Below are 18,130 nucleotides of genomic sequence, written 5' to 3' on the forward strand. Positions count from 1 at the left end.
TCGGCGTCGTGCCGGAACCTGGAGAACTGATGCAAGGTAGACGCATGAACTCAGCGCTGAAATGGCTGCCTCTGGTGGCCGCCGTGGCCCTGGCGGGCTGCGCTCGCCCCGAGGGCTACTACCACGACCGCAACGTCGACTACGCCGAGGCGCGTATCGCCCCGGCGCTGACCCTGCCCGAGACCCGGGACCCCCAGCGCTACCGCGATGCCATGCCGGTGCCTCAGGCGGCGGGTGATTTCCAGGCCCCCGATGGCCGCTTCCGCGCGCCGAGCCCCCAGGCCCTGGGCGCCGGTCGCGCCGTGGAGCGCGACTTCGTCGAGCGCCGCACCATCGGCCGCGACGCCTGGCTGGTGGTGGGCGCCGACCCCGGCACCGTCTGGCCCCAGCTCGAGGACTTCGCCCGCAGCCGAGGCCTGGGCATCCAGGCCAGCGACTCCTCCCGCGGGGTGATCGAGACCGGCCAGGCGCGCCTGAGCGTGCGCCAGGGGCTGCGCGCCGGCGACAGCGAGGTGCGCTGCGACCAGGGCGGGGCCCCGGTGGGCGCCTGCCTGGACGCCCTGGAGTCCTTCTTCGACGCGCGCAGCGCCACCGCCAGCGCCTCGTCCCTGGCCGCCCAGCGCCTGGCCGGCGAGTCGCGCCTCAGCCTCGCGCAGCGTGGCGACGAGTGGCTCGTCGAGATCCCGCTGGAGCTCGATCGCACCTGGGCCGAGCTCGATCACCAGCTGCGCCAGGACTTCACCGTGGAGGAGCGCCGCGAACTGCTGGAGAGCGACCCGGCGAGTCACGAGTTCCTGATCAGCTACATGACGGTCACCGAGCGCAACCGCAATCCGCTGCAGATCGTCTTCAGCGCCGACGTGCGCCAGATGCACCAGCAGATCCGCCTGGTGCTGGAGTCCGAAGGCCCCCGGCAGACCGTGCTGCGGGCGGTGAACGCCAGCGAGCGCGGCTTCAGCCCCGAGGACCAGCGCGAGCTGCTCGAACGGGTATCGGGCCTGCTGCGCTGATGACGGAAGGGCAGCAGGCCGGGAGGCTGCGCTTCGCCTCCCTGGGCAGCGGCAGCAAGGGCAATGCGACCCTGGTCAGCGACGGCGAGACCCACCTGCTGGTGGACTGCGGCTTCGGCCTGTGCGAGACCGAGCGTCGGCTTGCCGACTTCGGGCTGCACCCGCGCCAGCTCGATGCGGTGCTGGTCACCCACGAGCACGGTGACCATATCCGCGGCGTCGGCCCCCTGGCGCGACGCCACGGCGTGGCGATCTACCTGACGCCCGGCACCTGGGCCTCGGGGCGGCTCGGCGAGCTGCCGAGCCGCCACTGGATCACCCCCCAGTCACGCTTCGCGGTCAAGGGGTTGACCATCGACCCGGTGACCGTGCCCCACGATGCCCGGGAACCGGTGCAGTTTCGCGTCCACGGCGGCGAGCGTAGCCTGGGGGTGCTCACCGACCTGGGCCACCCCACCGAACACGTGGCCGAGGCCTTCGCCGGCTGCGACGCCCTGGTGCTGGAGTGCAACCACGATGTGCAGATGCTGGCCGATGGCCCCTATCCGCCACGGTTGAAGCGCCGGGTGGGCGGCGACTGGGGGCACCTGGCCAACGTCCAGGCCGCCGCCCTGCTGCCGCGCCTCGGCCTGGACCGCCTGCAGCACATCGTCTGCTCGCACCTGTCGGAACACAACAACCGCCCCGAGCTGGCCCTGGCGGCCCTGGTGCCGCTGCTCGACGGCGACGACTCACGGCTCAGGGTCTCCTGCCAGGAGGCGGGCCTGGCGTGGCAGGCCATTGCCTGACCCTTGCCCTGCGCTTCCCCTACTACCACCTACCCCAAGCCTCCGGAGGCTTCCATGGAAAAGCGTCAAGAACTCTATGCCGGCAAGGCCAAGTCGGTCTTCGCCACCGATGACCCTTCCCGGGTGATCCTGCAATTCCGCGATGACACCAGCGCCTTCGACGGCGAGCGCATGGAGTCGCTGGCGCGCAAGGGCATGGTCAACAACTGCTTCAATGCCTTCATCATGGAGAAGCTGGCGGCGGCCGGCGTGCCCACCCACTTCGAGAAGCGCCTCTCCGCCACCGAGAGCCTGGTCAAGTCGCTGAAGATGATTCCGGTGGAGTGCGTGGTGCGCAACATCGCCGCCGGTGGCCTGGTCAAGCGCCTGGGGGTCAACGAGGGGCAGGCGCTCACCCCGCCCACCTTCGAGCTGTTCCTGAAGAACGACGCCCTGCACGACCCGATGATCAACGAGTCCCTGGCCGAGACCTTCGGCTGGGCCACGCCCGAGCAGCTGGCCGAGATGAAGGCGCTGACCTTCAGGGTCAACGAGGTGCTCAAGGCGCTGTTCGCCGACGGCGGCCTGCTGCTGGTGGACTACAAGCTGGAGTTCGGCCTCTTCGAGGGGCAGATCGTGCTGGGCGACGAGTTCTCCCCGGACGGCTGCCGGCTGTGGGATGCCAAGACCCGCGAGAAGCTCGACAAGGATCGCTTCCGCCAGGGGCTCGGCGGCGTCATCGAGGCTTACGAGGAGGTCAGCCGCCGCATCGGCGTCGAGTTCGACTGATCGCTCGGCGGCTGCCGCCTGAACGACGAAGGGCCCCTCGGGGCCCTTCGTCGTGTCTGGTGCCGCGCTCAAGCCGCCACGATCGCCACCACCTCCATGCGGGTGCTCTCGCCGGCGGCGAGGGCGCGGAACCGCACGTCCACGTCGCGCAGGCGCACGCCATAGGTGCGCGCCTCGGCGCCCTTGCGGTAGGCGGGGCGCGGATCCTGGGCCAGCAGCTGGATGATCAGCTCGCGCAGGGAGTCACCGTCGGGGCGTTCGGCCAAGGTCGCGGCTGCCTCGTCGTTGAACGCCACCGCCAGCTGTGGCGGGGCCTCGGGGGCGAAGCCGGCGCGGGCCTCGGGGCGAGACTCCGCCCAGGGCAGGTAGGGCTTGATATCGAGCACCGGCGTGCCGCTGACCAGGTCGGCGCCGGCCAGGGTCAGGCGCACGCCGCGGCGGGTGTCGATCGCGAGGAGCTCCACCAGCGACAGGCCCAGGCGATTGGGGCGATGGGTGCTGCGGCTCGCGAAGACCCCCACCCTGGCGTTGCCGCCGAGGCGCGGCGGGCGCACCAGCGGCGTCCAGCGCTCGGGACTCTCGTGAAAGACGAAGGTGAGCCACAGGTGGCTGAAGGCCTCGAGGCCACGCACCGCGAGCGGGTCGTCGAAGGGGGGCACCAGCACCAGGCTGGCCCGGGCCGCCGGCGCGAGGCCCGGCTGGCGGGGAATGCCGAACTTGTCGGGGTAGTCGCTCTCGATGACGCCGATCGGCGACAGCGTGACGGCGTCGGGGAGGGGGAGTTCGCTCATGGGCGGATTATGCCCGGCGCCGGCGCCGGCGGCGAGGGGATTGGCGCCCGGGGCCGGCTTGTGTAGTCTCCCCGCAACAGCCAGGTTTCGACAGGATCGCCATGAGCCAGATCGCCAGTGCCCCGACGGCCGCCACGGCCCCGCCCCGGGGGCCGCGCATACGCTACCGCCAGGCCCTTTCCCGTGATGCCGCCGACCAGGCCGAGGTCTTCCATCACGCCGTGATGCAGGGCGCCATGGCCCACTACAGCGTCGCCGAACGCGAGGCCTGGGCATCGGCCCTGCCGCGGGATGCCAGCGCCTGGGCGGCGCGCCAGGCGCTCTTTACCACCCTGGTGGCCGAGTGCGATGGCCGCTGCGTGGGGTTCCTGGAGCTGGACCTGCCGCGGGGTCGCATCGAGACGCTCTACGTCTGGCCGTCGCTCGCCCGCCGCGGCATCGGCTCCACCCTGCTGATTCATGCCGAGCGCCTGCTGATGGAGCAGGGCCATGCGCGGGCCCGGATCGAGGCGAGCCTGGTGCTGACGGAGCGTCTGGTGCGACGCGGCTGGCAGGAGGTGGGCGAGGAGTGGGTGGAGCGCGGCGGCGAGCGGCTCTGCCGCAGGATACTGGAGAAGCCCCTCGCCGCCGTGGAGACCTGAGCCTCGCGTTCGCCGCCTGGCGTCAGTCGATGATCCGCATCGAGAGGTCGATGGCCTTGACGTCCTTGGTAAGGGCGCCGCTGGAGATGCAGTCCACGCCGGTCTCGGCGATGGCGAGCAGGGTGCTCTCGTCGACGTTGCCCGAGGCCTCCAGGGTCGCCCGCCCGGCGGTGCGCCGGACCGCCTCGCGCATCTCGTCGAGGCTGAAATTGTCCAGCATGATGATATCGGCCCCCGCCGCCAGCGCCTGCTCCAGCTCCTCGAAGGTCTCCACCTCCATCTCCACCGGCGCCTCGGGCGCGATGTCGCGTGCCTCGCGGACGGCCGCCTCGATGCCGCCGCAGGCGGCGATATGGTTCTCCTTGATCAGGAAGGCATCCCACAGGCCGATGCGGTGGTTGTGGCCGCCGCCGCAGGTCACCGCGTACTTCTGGGCCAGGCGCATCCCCGGCAGGGTCTTGCGGGTGTCGAGCAGGCGCACGCCGGTGCCCGCGATCAGATCCACGCAGTGGCGTGTGCGGGTGGCGGTGGCGGAGAGGGTCTGCAGCAGGTTCAGCGCCGCACGCTCGCCGGTCAGCAGGCTGCGGGCAGGGCCCTCGAGCTCCAGGAAGGCCTGGCCGGCCTCGAGGCGGTCGCCATCGGCGGCGCCCCAGCGAAGCGTCACGGCAGGGTCGAGTCGGGCGAACAGCGACTCGACCCAGGCCACGCCGCACAGCACGCAGGCCTCGCGGGTGATCACCCGGGCCCGCGCCGTCGCCTCGGCGGGGATCAGTCGGGCGGTGATGTCGCCGGAACCGACGTCCTCGGCCAGCAGGCGGGCGGCGGCGTCGCGGATCTCGTCGCTGAGCGTGTCGTGGTAGGGCAGGGCGTCCTGGTAGTCCATGCGGGGCACTCTTGGGGTGGCAGCCGGCGCGGGGTGGCCGAGGTGAGCGGAGGCGTCCATTATAGGGAATCCATGCCGATCACGTCAGGGGAGAGCAATGCCGATCACACGGGGATGGCTTGAGGGCGCGCGGCGGGTGCCGTCACCCAACTGCGATGAGCGACCCGACGGTGAGGTGTCGCTGCTTCTGCTCCACTCCATCAGCCTGCCGCCCGGCGAGTTCGGCGGCGAGCATATCGAGCGCCTCTTCACCAACCGCCTGGACCCCGCTGCCCACCCCTTCTTCGCCGAGATCCACCAACTGCGGGTCTCCGCCCACCTGCTGATTCGCCGCGACGGCGAGTGCGTCCAGTTCGTGCCCTTCGATCGCCGCGCCTGGCACGCCGGGCGCTCCCGCTGGCGCGACGGCGAGCGGGAACGCACGGCGCTCAACGACTTCGCCATCGGCATCGAGCTCGAGGGCGACGAGGTCTCGCCCTACGCCCTGGCCCAGTATCGCGCCCTGGCGCGGGTCGTGGCCGAGCTCCTGGCCGCCTATCCGGCGCTGGACGAGACCCGCATCACCGGCCACGCCCGGGTGGCGCCCCTGCGCAAGTCCGACCCCGGTCCGGCCTTCGACTGGGCCTTCTTCCGGCAGCGGTTGGCACTGCAATGCACGGAAAGCAACGAACATTTCGCCTCTCGCTCCGCAAGCGTCGACCCTTTTTGAGAGTGTCGACAATCAAACGGTAGTTCGGCTACAAGTGGCTGTTATTGCCCGGGGTGGCGTCGCGTAGAGTGCGGCAAGCCCTTGTGCTGCGGTGCAATGTCGAGTCTATGGAATAAGTTTCCATTTAATCGCTAATTGGCACTCGCGGGTGTTTGCGGTATCTTTCGGCTACCAACGGCAGATCGATCGCGTCGTCTTGTAAAACTACTACACAAATCCCTGCGCACGGTGGATGCGCCTCTCCAGAAGAGAGGCCGTCGCGATCGCCGTATTGCGGGGCGCACGACACCCTATCGTCATTTGGAGAGACGTCATATGAGTCTGGAGGCAAGAGAGGATCTCGATCCGGTCGAGACCACGGAGTGGCTGGAATCCCTGGAGTCGGTGCTGGATCGCGAGGGCGAGGAACGCGCCCGGTTCCTGCTGACCCGCCTGGCGGATCGCCTGCGCCGCGACGGGACCCAGGCTCCCTTCTCGGCAACCACGCCCCACCGCAACACCATTCCGGTGCACCGCGAGGCGCCGATGCCGGGGGATCTGTTCATGGAGCGCAAGATCCGCTCCCTGATCCGCTACAACGCCATCGCCCAGGTGATCCGCAACAACCGCGCCAACCCGGGGCTGGGCGGTCATATCGCCAGCTTCATGTCGGCGGCGACCCTCTATGACGTCGGCTTCAACCACTTCTTCCGCGCCCCCAACGGCGACTTCGAGGGTGACCTGGTCTATATCCAGGGTCACGTGGCACCGGGCATCTACGCCCGCGCCTATCTGGAAGGCCGCCTGACCGAGGAGCAGATGGACAAGTATCGCCAGGAGGTGGACGGCGACGGCCTGTCGTCCTATCCGCACCCCTGGCTGATGCCGGACTTCTGGCAGTTCCCCACCGTCTCCATGGGCCTCGGGCCGATCCAGGCCATCTACCAGGCACACGTGATGAAGTACCTGCACTCACGTGAAATGAAGGACATGCACGATCGCAAGATCTGGTGCTTCATGGGCGACGGCGAGTGCGACGAGCCCGAGTCCCTCGGCGCCATCCATCTGGCCAGCCGCGAGAAGCTCGACAACCTGATCTTCGTCATCAACTGCAACCTGCAGCGCCTCGACGGCCCGGTGCGCGGCAACTCGCGGATCATGGACGAGCTCGAGGGCGTCTTCCGCGGCGCCGGTTGGAACGTGCTCAAGGTGGTCTGGGGTCGGCTGTGGGATCCGCTCTTCGAGAAGGACAAGAAGGGCGTGCTGCAGAAGATCATGGACGAGTCGGTCGACGGTGAGTACCAGAACTACAAGGCCAACGACGGCGCCTATACCCGCAAGCACTTCTTCGGCAAGTACCCCGAGACCGCCGAGATGGTCAAGGACATGTCCGACGAGGACATCTGGAAGCTCAACCGTGGCGGCCACGACCCGTTCAAGGTCTATGCGGCCTACCACCAGGCCACCCAGAACGCCAATGGTCGACCCACCGTGATCCTGGCGCACACCGTCAAGGGCTACGGCATGGGCAGCGGCGACGGCGAGGCGGCCAACGAGGCGCACCAGGTCAAGAGCATGGAGCTCGAGGCGCTGAAGAAATTCCGCGACCGCTTCGGCATTCCGCTCACCGACGAGCAGCTCAAGGAAGTCCCCTACTACAAGCCGGCCGATGACTCCCCGGAGCTGCGCTACATGCACCTCCAGCGCGAGCGCCTGGGCGGCTACCTGCCGCAGCGCCGCAGCGACTTCGAGGCCCTGCCGATCCCCGCCCTGGAGGACAAGACCTTCGCCTCCCAGATGGGTGGCTCCAAGGGGCGTGAAGTCTCCACCACCATGGCCTTCGTACGTGTCCTCAACGGCCTGGTGAAGGACAAGCAGATCGGCAAGCAGGTGGTGCCCATCGTGCCTGACGAGGCGCGTACCTTCGGCATGGAGGGGATGTTCCGCCAGCTCGGTATCTACACCTCCGAAGGCCAGAAGTACGAGCCCCAGGACAAGGGCCAGATCATGTTCTACCGCGAGGACAAGAAGGGCCAGATCCTCGAGGAGGGCATCACGGAGGCCGGCGCCATGTCGGCGTGGATCGCCGCGGCCACCTCCTACAGCAACCACAACCTGCCGCTGCTGCCCTTTTACATCTACTACTCGATGTTCGGTTTCCAGCGCATCGGCGACCTGGCCTGGGCGGCCGGCGACCTGCAGGCACGCGGCTTCCTGGTCGGCGGCACCGCCGGACGCACCACGCTCAACGGCGAGGGGCTGCAGCACCAGGACGGCCACAGCCATCTGCAGGCCTCCACCATCCCCAACTGCCGCAGCTACGACCCGACCTATGCCCACGAGGTGGCGGTGATCGTCCAGGATGGCCTGAAGCGCATGTTCGCCGACAAGGAGAACTGCTTCTACTACCTGACGGTGATGAACGAGAACTACGAGCACCCCGAGCTCGCCGAGGTCCCCGTCGACGACATCGTCAAGGGCATGTACCTGCTGCGCGAGACCGAGGGTGACAAGGGCCGCGTCCAGCTGCTGGGCTCCGGCACCATCCTGCGCGAGGTCGAGGCCGCCGCCGAGCTGCTGCGCGACGACTGGGGCGTGGGCGCCGATATCTGGAGCGTGACCAGCTTCAACGAGCTGCGCCGCGAGGCGCTGTCGCTGGACCGCGAGGCCTTCCTCAACCCCGAGGCGGAGCCGGGCAAGCCCCACGTGACCCGCTGCCTGGAAGGGCGCACCGGGCCTGCCATCGCCTCTACCGACTACATGCGCCTGTTCGCCGATCAGGTGCGTGCCTGGGTGCCGACCGACTACCACGTGCTGGGCACCGACGGCTACGGCCGCTCCGATACCCGCCAGAAGCTGCGCCACTTCTTCGAGGTCGATCGCTTCTTCGTGACCGTGGCGGCCCTCAAGGCGCTGGCCGAGCGTGGCGAACTGGATCGCAAGGTGGTGGGCGAGGCCCTGAAGAAGTACGGCATTGACCCGTCCAAGCCCAATCCGCTGACCGACTGATCCGCGAGCGGCGGGCCCGCGGGCCCGCCCCAGGCACGAGTTTGAAGGAGCGCGACCTTGAGTAGCGAAATCATCAAAGTTCCCGACATCGGCGGCAGCGAGGATGTCGAAATCATCGAGATCGCGGTGTCCGAAGGTGACGTGATCGCCGCCGAGGACACCCTGATCACCCTGGAGTCCGACAAGGCCAGCATGGATGTGCCCTCGCCCAAGGGCGGCAAGGTCATCCGGGTGCTGGTGAAGGAGGGCGACACCGTCTCCGAAGGCGACGAGATCGTCGAGCTGGAGGTCGAGGGTGCCGGCGGTGGCCAGAGCGGCGGTGGCGAGAGCGAGGCCCCGGCGAAGGCCGAGCCTGCCCCCGAGAAGGCCGCCGAGCCCGCCGCCCAGACGCCCGCGGCCAAGGCCAGCGGTGGCGGCAAGCGCACGGTGGAGATCAAGGTGCCCGACCTGGGTGGCTCCGACAACGTGGAGATCATCGAGGTGGCCGTGGCCGAGGGCGACGAGGTCGAGGAAGAGGCGACCCTGATCACCCTGGAGTCCGACAAGGCCTCCATGGACGTGCCGAGCCCCCACGCCGGCCGGCTGGTGTCGCTGACGGTGAAGGAGGGCGATACCGTCTCCGAGGGCGACGTCATCGGCACCATGGAGATCGCCGGCGAGGGAGGAAACTCCGAGCCGGCCCCCGCCGAGCCCGAGCCTGCCGCGCCCGAGCCCGAGCCTGCCGCCGAGCAGGAAGAGGCCGCCTCCGGCGAGCCCGAGCGCCGCGAGATCCGCGTCCCGGACCTCTCCGGCACCAGTGACGTGCCGATCATCGAGATCGCCGTCGCCGCCGGCGACGAGGTCAACGAGGAAGATCCGCTGATCACCCTGGAGTCCGACAAGGCCTCCATGGACGTGCCGAGCCCCTTCAAGGGCAGGCTGCTCGAGCTCACCGTCAAGGAGGGCGACACCGTCTCCGAGGGTGACCTGATCGGCTACATGGAGGTGGCGGGGAGCAAGCCGGCACCCAAGGCGCCGGCCAAGGAGCCGTCAAGGGCCGAGACGCCCAGGGCCGACAAGCCCGCGCCGACCCCGGCCGGCACGCCGAGCCCCGAGGCCCAGATGGCCGCCCACAAGCCCCGCGACGCCAAGCTGGTCCACGCCGGCCCGGCGGTGCGCATGCTGGCCCGGGAGCTCGGCGTCGACCTCGGTCTGGTCAGGCCCAGCGGCCCGAAGGAGCGGGTGCTCAAGGAGGACGTCCACGCCTACGTCAAGCAGGTGATGGCCAGCCAGGGCAAGGCCCAGGCCGCCGCGCCGGCGGCCGCGGGCAGCGGGATTCCGCCGATTCCGGACCAGGACTTCAGCCAGTTCGGCGAGGTGGAAGAGAAGCCCATGGGCCGCCTGATGAAGATGGGCGCCACCAACCTGCACCGCAGCTGGGTCAACCTGCCCCACGTCACCCAGTTCGACGAGGCGGACATCACCGAGCTGGAGGCCTTCCGCAAGTCCATGAAGGCCGAGGCAGAGGCCCAGGGCGCCAAGCTCACGCCGTTGCCCTTCCTGATCAAGGCGTGCGCCTTCGCCCTGCGCCAGTACCCGCAGTTCAACGTCAGCCTGAAGAGCGACGGTGAGACCCTGGTGCACAAGAAGTACGTGCACATCGGCATCGCCGTGGACACGCCGGACGGCCTGATGGTGCCGGTGATCCGCGATGCCGATAAAAAGTCGCTGATCGACCTGGCCAAGGAGTCGGTGGAGCTGGCCAAGAAGGCGCAGACCAAGAAGCTCAAGCGCGAGGAGATGACCGGTGGCTGCTTCACCATCTCGAGCCTGGGCTCCATCGGCGGCACCGCCTTCACCCCCATCGTCAACGCCCCGGAGGTCGCCATTCTCGGCGTCTCCAAGGCGTCGATGAAGCCGGTGTGGGACGGCAAGGCCTTCGAGCCGCGGCTGATGATGCCGCTGTCGCTCTCCTACGACCACCGGGCGGTCAACGGGGCCGACGCGGCGCGCTTCACCGCGCTGCTGGCCCAGCTGCTGAGCGATATCCGTCGCCTGCTGCTGTGACCCCGGCCGGGCCCTGCCCGGAGGCTTCGGCCACCTGACGACGGCGCCCTCGGGCGCCGTCGTCCTTTGGGCGCGCACGGGCCTGGCGGACGCGGTGCAGGGGTCGCCAGACCAAAGTGCTATTCGGCCCGAGGCGGTTGATCTTCAACGATTTTCCGGGTGAAGGCCGGGGCGCGCCAGGGGGTGGCGCTTGTGCCCGACCCGGGCCGCGGTTATCGTTCCCCTCCAACCATTTCTTCACTACTGACAGCCACTTGTAATTGAGGACAACAACATGCGTTTGATCCTGTTGGGCGCCCCGGGTGCCGGCAAGGGCACCCAGGCCCAGTTCATCTGCGAGCGCTTCAATATTCCGCAGATCTCCACCGGCGACATGCTGCGCGCCGCGGTCAAGGAGGGCAGCGAGCTGGGGGTCAAGGTCAAGGAGATCATGACCAGCGGTGGCCTGGTGTCCGACGACGTCATCATCGCCCTGGTGAAGGAGCGGATCGCGCAGCCCGACTGTGAGAACGGCTTCCTCTTCGACGGTTTCCCGCGCACCCTTCCCCAGGCCGATGCCATGAAGGAGGCCGGCGTCAAGCTGGACCACGTGCTGGAGATCGCCGTGGAGGACGAGGAGATCGTCAAGCGCCTGGCCGGCCGCCGCGTGCACCCGGGCTCCGGCCGCGTCTACCACGTCGAGTACAATCCGCCGAAGGAAGAGGGCAAGGATGACGTCACCGGCGAGGCGCTGATCCAGCGCGACGACGACCGCGAGTCCACCGTGCGCAACCGCCTGGCGGTCTACCACGAGCAGACCGCCCCGCTGGTCGACTACTATCAGGCCTGGGCCGAGCAGGCGCCGGAGCTCGCCCCGACCTACCACCGGGTGGAAGGCGTCGGCAGCGTCGACGATATCAAGGGGCAGGTGCTCAAGGCCCTCGAGGGCTGATCAACCCTGCTGTCGGCGCGGGGCTTTCCCGGCGCCCCTGTGTAGAAGGCTGCAATCTGTATGGCCCGCCACGGCGGGCCATCGTCGTTTGTGGCCCCGGCGCGTATAATGTTCGCCACCTTTCTCCCCTGCGATGGTGCTGCCATGTCGATCCTGCTGGCCCTGGATGCCTCCTCGAGCGCCTGCTCGGCCGCCCTGCTGCGCCGCCGCGCGGGCGCCGAGGACGAACTGCTCTCCCGCTTCGAGTTGACGCCACGCGAGCATACCCGGCGCCTGCTGCCCATGGTCGATGAGGTGCTGGCCGAGGCCGGCATTGCCCCCTCGGCGCTGGACGCGGTGGCCTACGGCCGCGGCCCCGGCTCCTTCACCGGCCTGCGCATCGCCGCCGGGGCCGCCCAGGGGCTCGCCTACGGGCTCGATCGGCCTCTGATCGGGGTCTCCACCCTGGCGGCCCTGGCGCTGGGCGCTCACCGTCGCCATCACTTCCGCTGGCTGGTCACCGCCCTGGATGCGCGCATGGGCGAGATCTACGTGGCCGCCTGGCAGTGCCGCGACGGCCTGCCGGAGCCCCTCCTCGAGGAGGCCGTGATGCCTCCTGAGCGGCTGCGCCTGCCGGCTGGTCACGACGACCACGACTGGGTCGGCATCGGCTCCGGCTGGGGCCTCTGGGAGCAGATGCCCGTCGAGGTGCAGGCGGGGATGAGCCAGCGCCTGCCTGAGGCCGAGGCCGCTGCCGAGGAGATGGCGCTGCTGGCCATGGCCGAGCTGGAGGCGGGGGGCGGGCAGCCGGCCCACCTGGTGCAGCCGGTCTACCTGCGCAACGAGGTGGCCTGGAAGAAGGCCAGGTGAGCGCGCTGCCGCCGGTGGCGGTGCGTGGCGAGGCGCTGGCCGCCCTGGCCGAGCGCCTGGGGCTGCCCGTCGAGGGCGAGGCCGAGCTTCATCTCGAGCGGCGCGACGGTCGCCTGGTGCTGGCCGGCGACGAGAAGCGCTACGGTCATCCGCTGGCGGTGGAGTTCACCTCCGGGAAGGCGGCCCATCGACGTCGCTTCGGCGGCGGGCGCGGCCAGCTCATCGCCCGGGCCTGCGGGTTCTCCCAGGGGGTGACCCCCTCGGTGGTGGACGCCACGGCGGGCCTGGGGCGCGATGCCTTCGTGCTGGCGAGCCTCGGCGCGCCGGTGCTGCTGGTGGAGCGGGTGGCGGCGATCTTCGCCCTGCTCGAGGACGGCCTGGCCCGCGCCCGGGCGGACGCCGAGACCGCCGAGATCGCCGCGCGCATGCGCCTGGTGCATGGCGATGCGGCCGCCGCGCTCGCGGCCCTGGTGGCCGGGTCGGACGTCGCGCCCCAGGTGATCCACCTCGACCCGATGTTCCCCCATCGCGACAAGTCGGCGCTGGTCAAGAAGGAGATGCGGCTGTTCCGCACCCTGGCCGGTGACGACGCGGACGCCCCGCGCCTGCTGGAGGCAGCCCTGGACGTGGCCACCCACCGGGTGGTGGTCAAGCGCCCGCGCAAGGCGCCGCCCATCGCGGGGCCGGCCCCGCGTCACGTGATCGAGGGCAAGACCAGCCGCTACGACCTCTACGTGCACCGGGCGCTCAAGGCGGGCTGAGCCATCAGGCCTGGCGCGTCACCAGCTGCAGTCGATGGCGGAGGGTGGGGTCGAACAGCCGGCGGGAGTGGCGGGCGGCCTCGCAGAGTCGGTCGTCGTAGACCAGCCGCTCCTCGGCGTCGCGCCACAGCCACGCCTCCTGCTCCAGGCTCTCCACCAGGCTCACGAACAGCCGCGTATCGAAGAACTCCGGGGCGTCGCGTCCCGAGAGCAGGGCCAGGCGCTCGGCCAGCTGGCGGCCCTGGCCGGCCAGCGCCTCGGCGGTGAGGCGGCCGGGGCCGGCGTCGAGCAGCACCGCGAGCAGCAGGTAACCGCGCTCCAGCGAAGGCTGCATCAGCTGACCCAACAGGTCGAGGCACTCGCCGGCCTCCAGCGGCTCGTCGGGGCGCCGCCATCCCTTGTCGCTGCGCTCCAGCAACCCCAGTTCGCCCAGCACCTCAAGCATCGCCGACAGCGCCTCGCGCAGGGAGGCGGGAGGCGCCACCATCAGCTCCCGGGCCAGGATCGGCCAGCCGGGGGCGAGCAACCCCTCCAGCGCATCCAGGTCGTGGGTCGGCTGGTGGCGGAAGGCGAAGGCGGTGAGCCCGCCGAGGGCGAAAAGGTGCAGCACGTTGTTGCGATACCAGCCCAGCAGGGCGGCCTGGGAGGCGTCGGCCAGCACGATGTCGCCCAGCGGGTGCTCGCGGCGCTGCACCATGCCCAGCGCCATGGCCTGGTCGATCCACTCCGCCGGGGTGCCCGGCGGCAGTCTGGCATGGGTGGCGCCGGGCAGTCGGCGCTGCAGCTCGGCGAGCAGGCCGAGCTGGCGCTCCAGCAGCCGCGCCTCGATGGCGTGGTGGGGCGTGGCCAGCAGCGCCAGGGCCACCAGGTTGACGGGGTTGAGGGCGGCGGCGGCGTTGATGCGCCGGCAGAGGCTCTCGCCCAGCCTGGGCACCACCTCGCCCAGCCACTGCGGACGCGTCTCCCGGGCCGCTCGCCAGCCGCGGCCCAGCTCGCCATCCAGGAAGTCGGCCAGCAGCAGCGGCTCGCCCACGTTGACCGAGACCCGGCCGAAGGGCTGGCGCAGCTGGCCCAGCACCCGCAGCAGGGCCAGCGGGCTCTCCTTGCGCTTCCTGCCGCCGCGCAGCTCGCGCTGGTAGCTGGCGTTCTCGATGATCCGCTCGTAGCCGATGTGCACGGGAATGAAGGCCAGCGGCTGGTAATGGCCGCCGGCGGCGCTGCGCAGGAAGGAGCGCAGGGTCATGGCCAGCATACCGGGCCGCGCCGGCAGCATGCGCCCGCTGCGCGAACGGCCGCCCTCGATGAAGTACTCCAGCGGGTGGCCCCGCGCGATCAGCCGGTGCAGATACTCGTTGAATACCGCGCCGTAGAGGCGGTTGTCGCGGAAGCTGCGGCGCAGGAAGAAGGCCCCGCCGCGGCGCAGCAGTGGGCCGACCAGCGGCATGTCGAGGTTGCGTCCGGCGGCGATATGGGGCGGCATCAGGCCATCGTGGTAGAGCACGTAGGAGAGCAGCAGGTAGTCGATGTGGCTGCGGTGGCAGGGCACATAGACCAGGGTATGGTCGCCGGCCAGCGCCTTGACCCGCTCCAGGCCGCGCACGTCGACGCCATCGTAGAGCCGGTTCCACAGTCGGCGCAGCAGGCCGTCCATGAAGCGCAGCACCGGGTAGGTCATGTTGGAGGCGATCTCGCGGCCGTAGCGCAGGGCGCGACGCTGCAGGCGATGTGCCGAGGGGCGCCCCTCGGCGGCCAGCGCCTCGATCACCTCGCGCACCTCCGGGCTCCTGGCCACCCCCTCGATCAGGGTGCGGCGGTGGGAGAGGTCGGGGCCCAGCACCCGGGTGCGCACCCGGCGGAAGTGCACCCGCAGCAGCCGCGCCGCCTTGCGATTGGTCGGATCGGCGTCAGGCCGGGCGGGGTCGATCAGGTCGCCCAGGCGCAGCGGGGCGCCGAAGTGGACCTCCACGCTGCGGCGATTGACCAGCATCGAGAGCAGGCGGCGCAGGCGACCGGTGAGCTGCCAGCTGTCGGCCGCGACCATCCGCCAGAAGCCGAAGCGCTTGCCCGGGGCGCGCCCCCAGAAGACGCTCACCGGCACCAGCTGGACCTCGCGTCCGGCATCCTTCAGGCGCTGCTCGATCAGCGCCCGGAAGGGGGCCTCGGGGCGCGACTGACGCCGCCACAGGCGACGGCGCTGTGCCGGCAGGGCGAGGCAGGCGGGCAGCGTCACCTCGCCGACCCGCCGCCGACCTGCCGCGAGGGGCAGCCCATGCCGACGGGTCAGCGAGGCCAGCAGCCAGGCATTACTTGCGGCCGGGCGCGGCAGCACGTAGACCACCGGCAGGTTCGGCTCGAGCGCCAGCGCGTCCGGGGCGGGCTCGATCAGGCGCGGCCGGACCCAGGCGGCGAGCAGCCGGGTCATCAGCGCGCGCAGGGGAGTGGTGAGTTGGTGACGCAAGGCCATCCGTTTGCCCCGACGCAGGAAAGGGGAAGAAAAGGCCAGTATAGTCTCCGGGAAGGCCTCGGGTCAGGCCTGCGCCCCAGGACAGGGAGTCTGCCATGCACGGGATCTGGAGAGACGGCAACCACTTCGAGCTGCTGCCCGAGGCCAGCCGTTTCCTGCCGGCCATGTTCGAGGCGCTGGAGCGCGCCGAGTCGTCGATCCTGATCGAGCTCTACCTGATGGAGTCGGGGCGGCTGGCCTCGGCGCTGATCGGCGCCCTGGTGAAGGCCTCCGAGCGCGGCGTCACGGTGCTGCTGCTGCTGGATGGCTACGGCGCCATGGGGCTCGCCAGCGAGGATCGCGGGCGCCTGGAGGCGGGCGGCGTGGCGCTGCGCTTCTTCAACCCGCTGGGCTTCCACTCCTTGGCCCGCAACCTGACCCGGGACCATCGCAAGCTGGTGGTGGTGGATGGCCGGATCGCCTTCACCGGCGGCTTCGGCGCCGTGGACGAGTTCCTCGACGCCTGGTACGAGGTGGCCCTGCGCATCGAGGGACCGGTGGTGGCCGACTGGGTGCGGCTCTTCTGCCGGCTGTGGGACTCGCCGCTGACCCGGGGCAGCGGGGCCACGGGACTGGTGCATGGGCTGGTGACCGAGACCCGCCAGGCAGAGGGCTACCGGGGCATGACCGGGCGGGTGGTGTGGGGGCAGGGCTATCGCTACCAGGCGATCCGCCATTCGCTCTATCGGCAGGTCTCCGGGGCACGCAAGCGCATCTGGATCTGCACCCCCTACTTCGTGCCCACCTTCAGCCTGCGCCTGCGCCTGGCCCGGGCGGCACGCCGCGGCGTTGACGTGCGCCTGCTGCTGCCCGGTGAGTCCCATGACCATCCCGGGGTGCGCTACGCCGGCCAGCGCTTCTACGGCCGTCTGCTTCGGGCCGGGGTGCGCATCCACGAGTTCCAGCCCACCTTCATCCACGCCAAGTTCTCGCTGGCCGACGACTGGGTCAGCCTCGGCTCCTGCAACTTCGACCACTGGAGCCTGCACTGGAACCTGGAGGCCAATCAGGAGGTGGCCGACCGGCGCCTCGCGACCGAGGTGGCCGAGCTGTTCGAGCGCAACTTCGCCGCCAGCCACGAGATCGACCGCGAGGCCTGGTCCCGGCGCCCGCGCTGGCAGCGACTCAAGGAGTGGCTGTTCGGCAGCCTGGACGGCATGCTGACGCGGCTGCGGTAGCGTTCGCTATCGCCGGCGCCCCTTGCCGGCGGGCTTCTTCTTGCGCGGCGTCGGCTTGGGGGTCTCCGGCGGCACCCGGTAGTGCAGGTAGAGGTCCAGCACCAGCTCGGGGAGCTGGCGCACCAGCGCCTCCAGGCGGGAGCCGTCGCCGATGAACTCGGCCATGTCGGGCTCGTCGTCGAAGAGCCCCGAGAGGGCCATGAAGGGCAGCAGCAGGGTGGCGGCGGCCTCCTCGTCCTCCTCGAACCAGGCGGCCTCGTCCAGGAAGACCCCCTCCATGAAGCCGGCGCACCAGTCACCGATGGGGGTCTCCTCCGCGGGCAGGTCGTCCAGGGTGAGTTCGAAGGGTAGCTCCGGCAGGAGCCCCTGCTCCAGGGCGGCGATGGCGTTGCGGCGCAGCCGGTCGAGCAGGCCGAGGATCTCCTCGCGCTCGCTGGCGTCATGGAACTCCGGTTCGCCCTGGAACAGCTCCGCCACCCAGGCGGCCGGGTCCGCCTCGCAGGGCGCCACCGCCAGGGCCACCAGGAAGCCATGGCTGCCGATCAGGTCCAGGGCATCCTCGCCGACCCGCTCGGAGGCCAGGAAGTCATCCAGACGGTCGAGCTCGGCATCGTCGAGCAGGGGTTCGGGCTGGGGGGTGTCGGACATCGTCACTCTCACGGACAGGAGGGCAGGAAGGGCGCTTTACGCCTGGCGGGCGAGAGGCCATTCTAGCACCCCATGAAACGACCCGCGCTGCCCACCCCCGATCTCGACCGCCTCGCGGCCCTCGACCGCGAGGCGCTGCTGGCTGCCCTGCACGCGCGGGTGGACGCCGCCTGGCGGCTCTGTCGCGAGGTGCATCCGACGCTGCCGCGCCCGGCGGTATGGTGCGACCTGCGGGGCAAGTGTGCCGGCCAGGCCCACTTCGGCCGCGGCGGCCTGCGCTTCAATCCGGTGCTCTATGCCGAGAACCGCCTCGACTTCCTGGTCGAGGTGGTGCCCCACGAGATGGCTCACTGGCTCGTTCACCACCTGGAAGATGGCCCCCGGGTACGCCCCCACGGCCGCGAGTGGCAGACGGTGATGCGCGAGCTGTTCGGCCTGGCGCCCCGCACTACCCACCGCTTCGATACCGGCCGGGCGAGCCCGGCGCCCCACCGCTACGCCTGCGACTGCCGCGAGCATGCCTTCAGCGCTCGTCGCCATGCGCTGGCCCGGCAGGGGCAGCGTTATCGCTGCCGCCACTGCGCTCAGACCTTGGTCTATCTTGGCCTGGAGGTGTTTGAAAGTGCCGTCTAACAT

Annotated in this window: 16 protein-coding genes; 12 read left to right on the plus strand and 4 right to left on the minus strand. The window is 70.1% G+C overall.

The features are described from left to right. The first annotated feature begins 44 nt into the window (after positions 1 to 44). Genes DER72_RS02615 through purC form a run of 3 tightly spaced genes read left to right on the plus strand, consistent with a single transcriptional unit; the run spans position 45 to position 2,566 of the window. Positions 45 to 1,010: a lipoprotein, NlpB gene (locus DER72_RS02615; RefSeq protein WP_110068454.1), complete on the plus strand. Its 966-nt coding sequence runs from the start codon at positions 45 to 47 to the stop codon at positions 1,008 to 1,010. Beyond that, positions 1,010 to 1,798, plus strand: a complete 789-nt coding sequence (locus tag DER72_RS02620; RefSeq protein WP_110068455.1) for an MBL fold metallo-hydrolase — start codon at positions 1,010 to 1,012, stop codon at positions 1,796 to 1,798. Before DER72_RS02615 ends, DER72_RS02620 begins: the two co-directional genes overlap by 1 nt. A 54-nt stretch (positions 1,799 to 1,852) precedes the next feature. After that, positions 1,853 to 2,566: a phosphoribosylaminoimidazolesuccinocarboxamide synthase gene (gene purC / locus DER72_RS02625; protein WP_110068456.1), complete on the plus strand. Its 714-nt coding sequence runs from the start codon at positions 1,853 to 1,855 to the stop codon at positions 2,564 to 2,566. A gap of 68 nt (positions 2,567 to 2,634) precedes the next feature. On the opposite strand, the gene tsaA is transcribed toward purC, so the two are convergent. Further along, positions 2,635 to 3,357, minus strand: coding sequence for a tRNA (N6-threonylcarbamoyladenosine(37)-N6)-methyltransferase TrmO (gene tsaA, locus DER72_RS02630; RefSeq protein WP_110068457.1), 723 nt, complete (start codon positions 3,355 to 3,357; stop codon positions 2,635 to 2,637). 101 nt (positions 3,358 to 3,458) lie between these two features. Here tsaA and DER72_RS02635 point away from each other — a divergent pair, with 101 nt between their 5' ends. After that, positions 3,459 to 3,998: a GNAT family N-acetyltransferase gene (locus DER72_RS02635; RefSeq protein ID WP_110068458.1), complete on the plus strand. Its 540-nt coding sequence runs from the start codon at positions 3,459 to 3,461 to the stop codon at positions 3,996 to 3,998. 22 nt (positions 3,999 to 4,020) lie between these two features. Here the strand turns inward: DER72_RS02635 and nadC are convergent, their stop codons facing one another. Next, positions 4,021 to 4,881 carry a carboxylating nicotinate-nucleotide diphosphorylase gene (gene nadC, locus DER72_RS02640; RefSeq protein WP_110068459.1) on the minus strand — a complete coding sequence of 287 codons (861 nt, stop codon included), beginning with the start codon at positions 4,879 to 4,881 and terminating at the stop codon, positions 4,021 to 4,023. A 97-nt stretch (positions 4,882 to 4,978) separates the two neighbouring features. Here nadC and ampD point away from each other — a divergent pair, with 97 nt between their 5' ends. From ampD to DER72_RS02670, 6 genes are all read left to right on the plus strand, one after another. Further along, positions 4,979 to 5,590, plus strand: coding sequence for a 1,6-anhydro-N-acetylmuramyl-L-alanine amidase AmpD (gene ampD / locus DER72_RS02645; RefSeq protein ID WP_110068460.1), 612 nt, complete (start codon positions 4,979 to 4,981; stop codon positions 5,588 to 5,590). Positions 5,591 to 5,905: 315 nt separating this feature from the next. Then, the gene (aceE, locus tag DER72_RS02650; RefSeq protein WP_110068461.1) at positions 5,906 to 8,578 is read left to right on the plus strand and encodes a pyruvate dehydrogenase (acetyl-transferring), homodimeric type; all 2,673 of its coding nucleotides are present in this window, start codon (positions 5,906 to 5,908) and stop codon (positions 8,576 to 8,578) included. A gap of 57 nt (positions 8,579 to 8,635) precedes the next feature. Then, a complete protein-coding gene (gene aceF, locus DER72_RS02655; protein WP_110068462.1) occupies positions 8,636 to 10,624 on the plus strand; it encodes a pyruvate dehydrogenase complex dihydrolipoyllysine-residue acetyltransferase in 1,989 nt (662 codons plus the stop codon). A gap of 274 nt (positions 10,625 to 10,898) precedes the next feature. Continuing rightward, entirely contained in the window at positions 10,899 to 11,555 is a 657-nt protein-coding gene (gene adk, locus DER72_RS02660) for an adenylate kinase (protein ID WP_110068463.1), read from the plus strand. 144 nt (positions 11,556 to 11,699) lie between these two features. Beyond that, a complete protein-coding gene (tsaB, locus tag DER72_RS02665; protein WP_110068464.1) occupies positions 11,700 to 12,404 on the plus strand; it encodes a tRNA (adenosine(37)-N6)-threonylcarbamoyltransferase complex dimerization subunit type 1 TsaB in 705 nt (234 codons plus the stop codon). A gap of 56 nt (positions 12,405 to 12,460) precedes the next feature. Next, entirely contained in the window at positions 12,461 to 13,165 is a 705-nt protein-coding gene (locus DER72_RS02670) for a class I SAM-dependent methyltransferase (protein WP_375153255.1), read from the plus strand. A 4-nt stretch (positions 13,166 to 13,169) separates the two neighbouring features. On the opposite strand, the gene plsB is transcribed toward DER72_RS02670, so the two are convergent. Beyond that, positions 13,170 to 15,623 carry a glycerol-3-phosphate 1-O-acyltransferase PlsB gene (plsB, locus tag DER72_RS02675; RefSeq protein WP_258306166.1) on the minus strand — a complete coding sequence of 818 codons (2,454 nt, stop codon included), beginning with the start codon at positions 15,621 to 15,623 and terminating at the stop codon, positions 13,170 to 13,172. Positions 15,624 to 15,724: 101 nt separating this feature from the next. Between plsB and DER72_RS02680 the strand changes: the two genes are divergently transcribed. Next, positions 15,725 to 16,846, plus strand: a complete 1,122-nt coding sequence (locus tag DER72_RS02680; protein WP_110068465.1) for a phosphatidylserine/phosphatidylglycerophosphate/cardiolipin synthase family protein — start codon at positions 15,725 to 15,727, stop codon at positions 16,844 to 16,846. Positions 16,847 to 16,852: 6 nt separating this feature from the next. Here DER72_RS02680 and DER72_RS02685 read toward each other — a convergent pair whose 3' ends face one another. Next, positions 16,853 to 17,494, minus strand: coding sequence for a YecA family protein (locus DER72_RS02685; RefSeq protein ID WP_110068466.1), 642 nt, complete (start codon positions 17,492 to 17,494; stop codon positions 16,853 to 16,855). A 72-nt stretch (positions 17,495 to 17,566) separates the two neighbouring features. On the opposite strand from DER72_RS02685, the gene DER72_RS02690 reads away from it, so the two are divergent. Further along, on the plus strand, positions 17,567 to 18,127 hold the full coding sequence (locus tag DER72_RS02690) for a SprT-like domain-containing protein (protein WP_110068467.1): 561 nt from the start codon (positions 17,567 to 17,569) through the stop codon (positions 18,125 to 18,127). Positions 18,128 to 18,130 lie beyond the last annotated feature (3 nt).

The sequence above is a fragment of the Halomonas sp. A11-A genome, assembly GCF_003182195.1.
GTDB lineage: Bacteria > Pseudomonadota > Gammaproteobacteria > Pseudomonadales > Halomonadaceae > Halomonas > Halomonas alkalicola.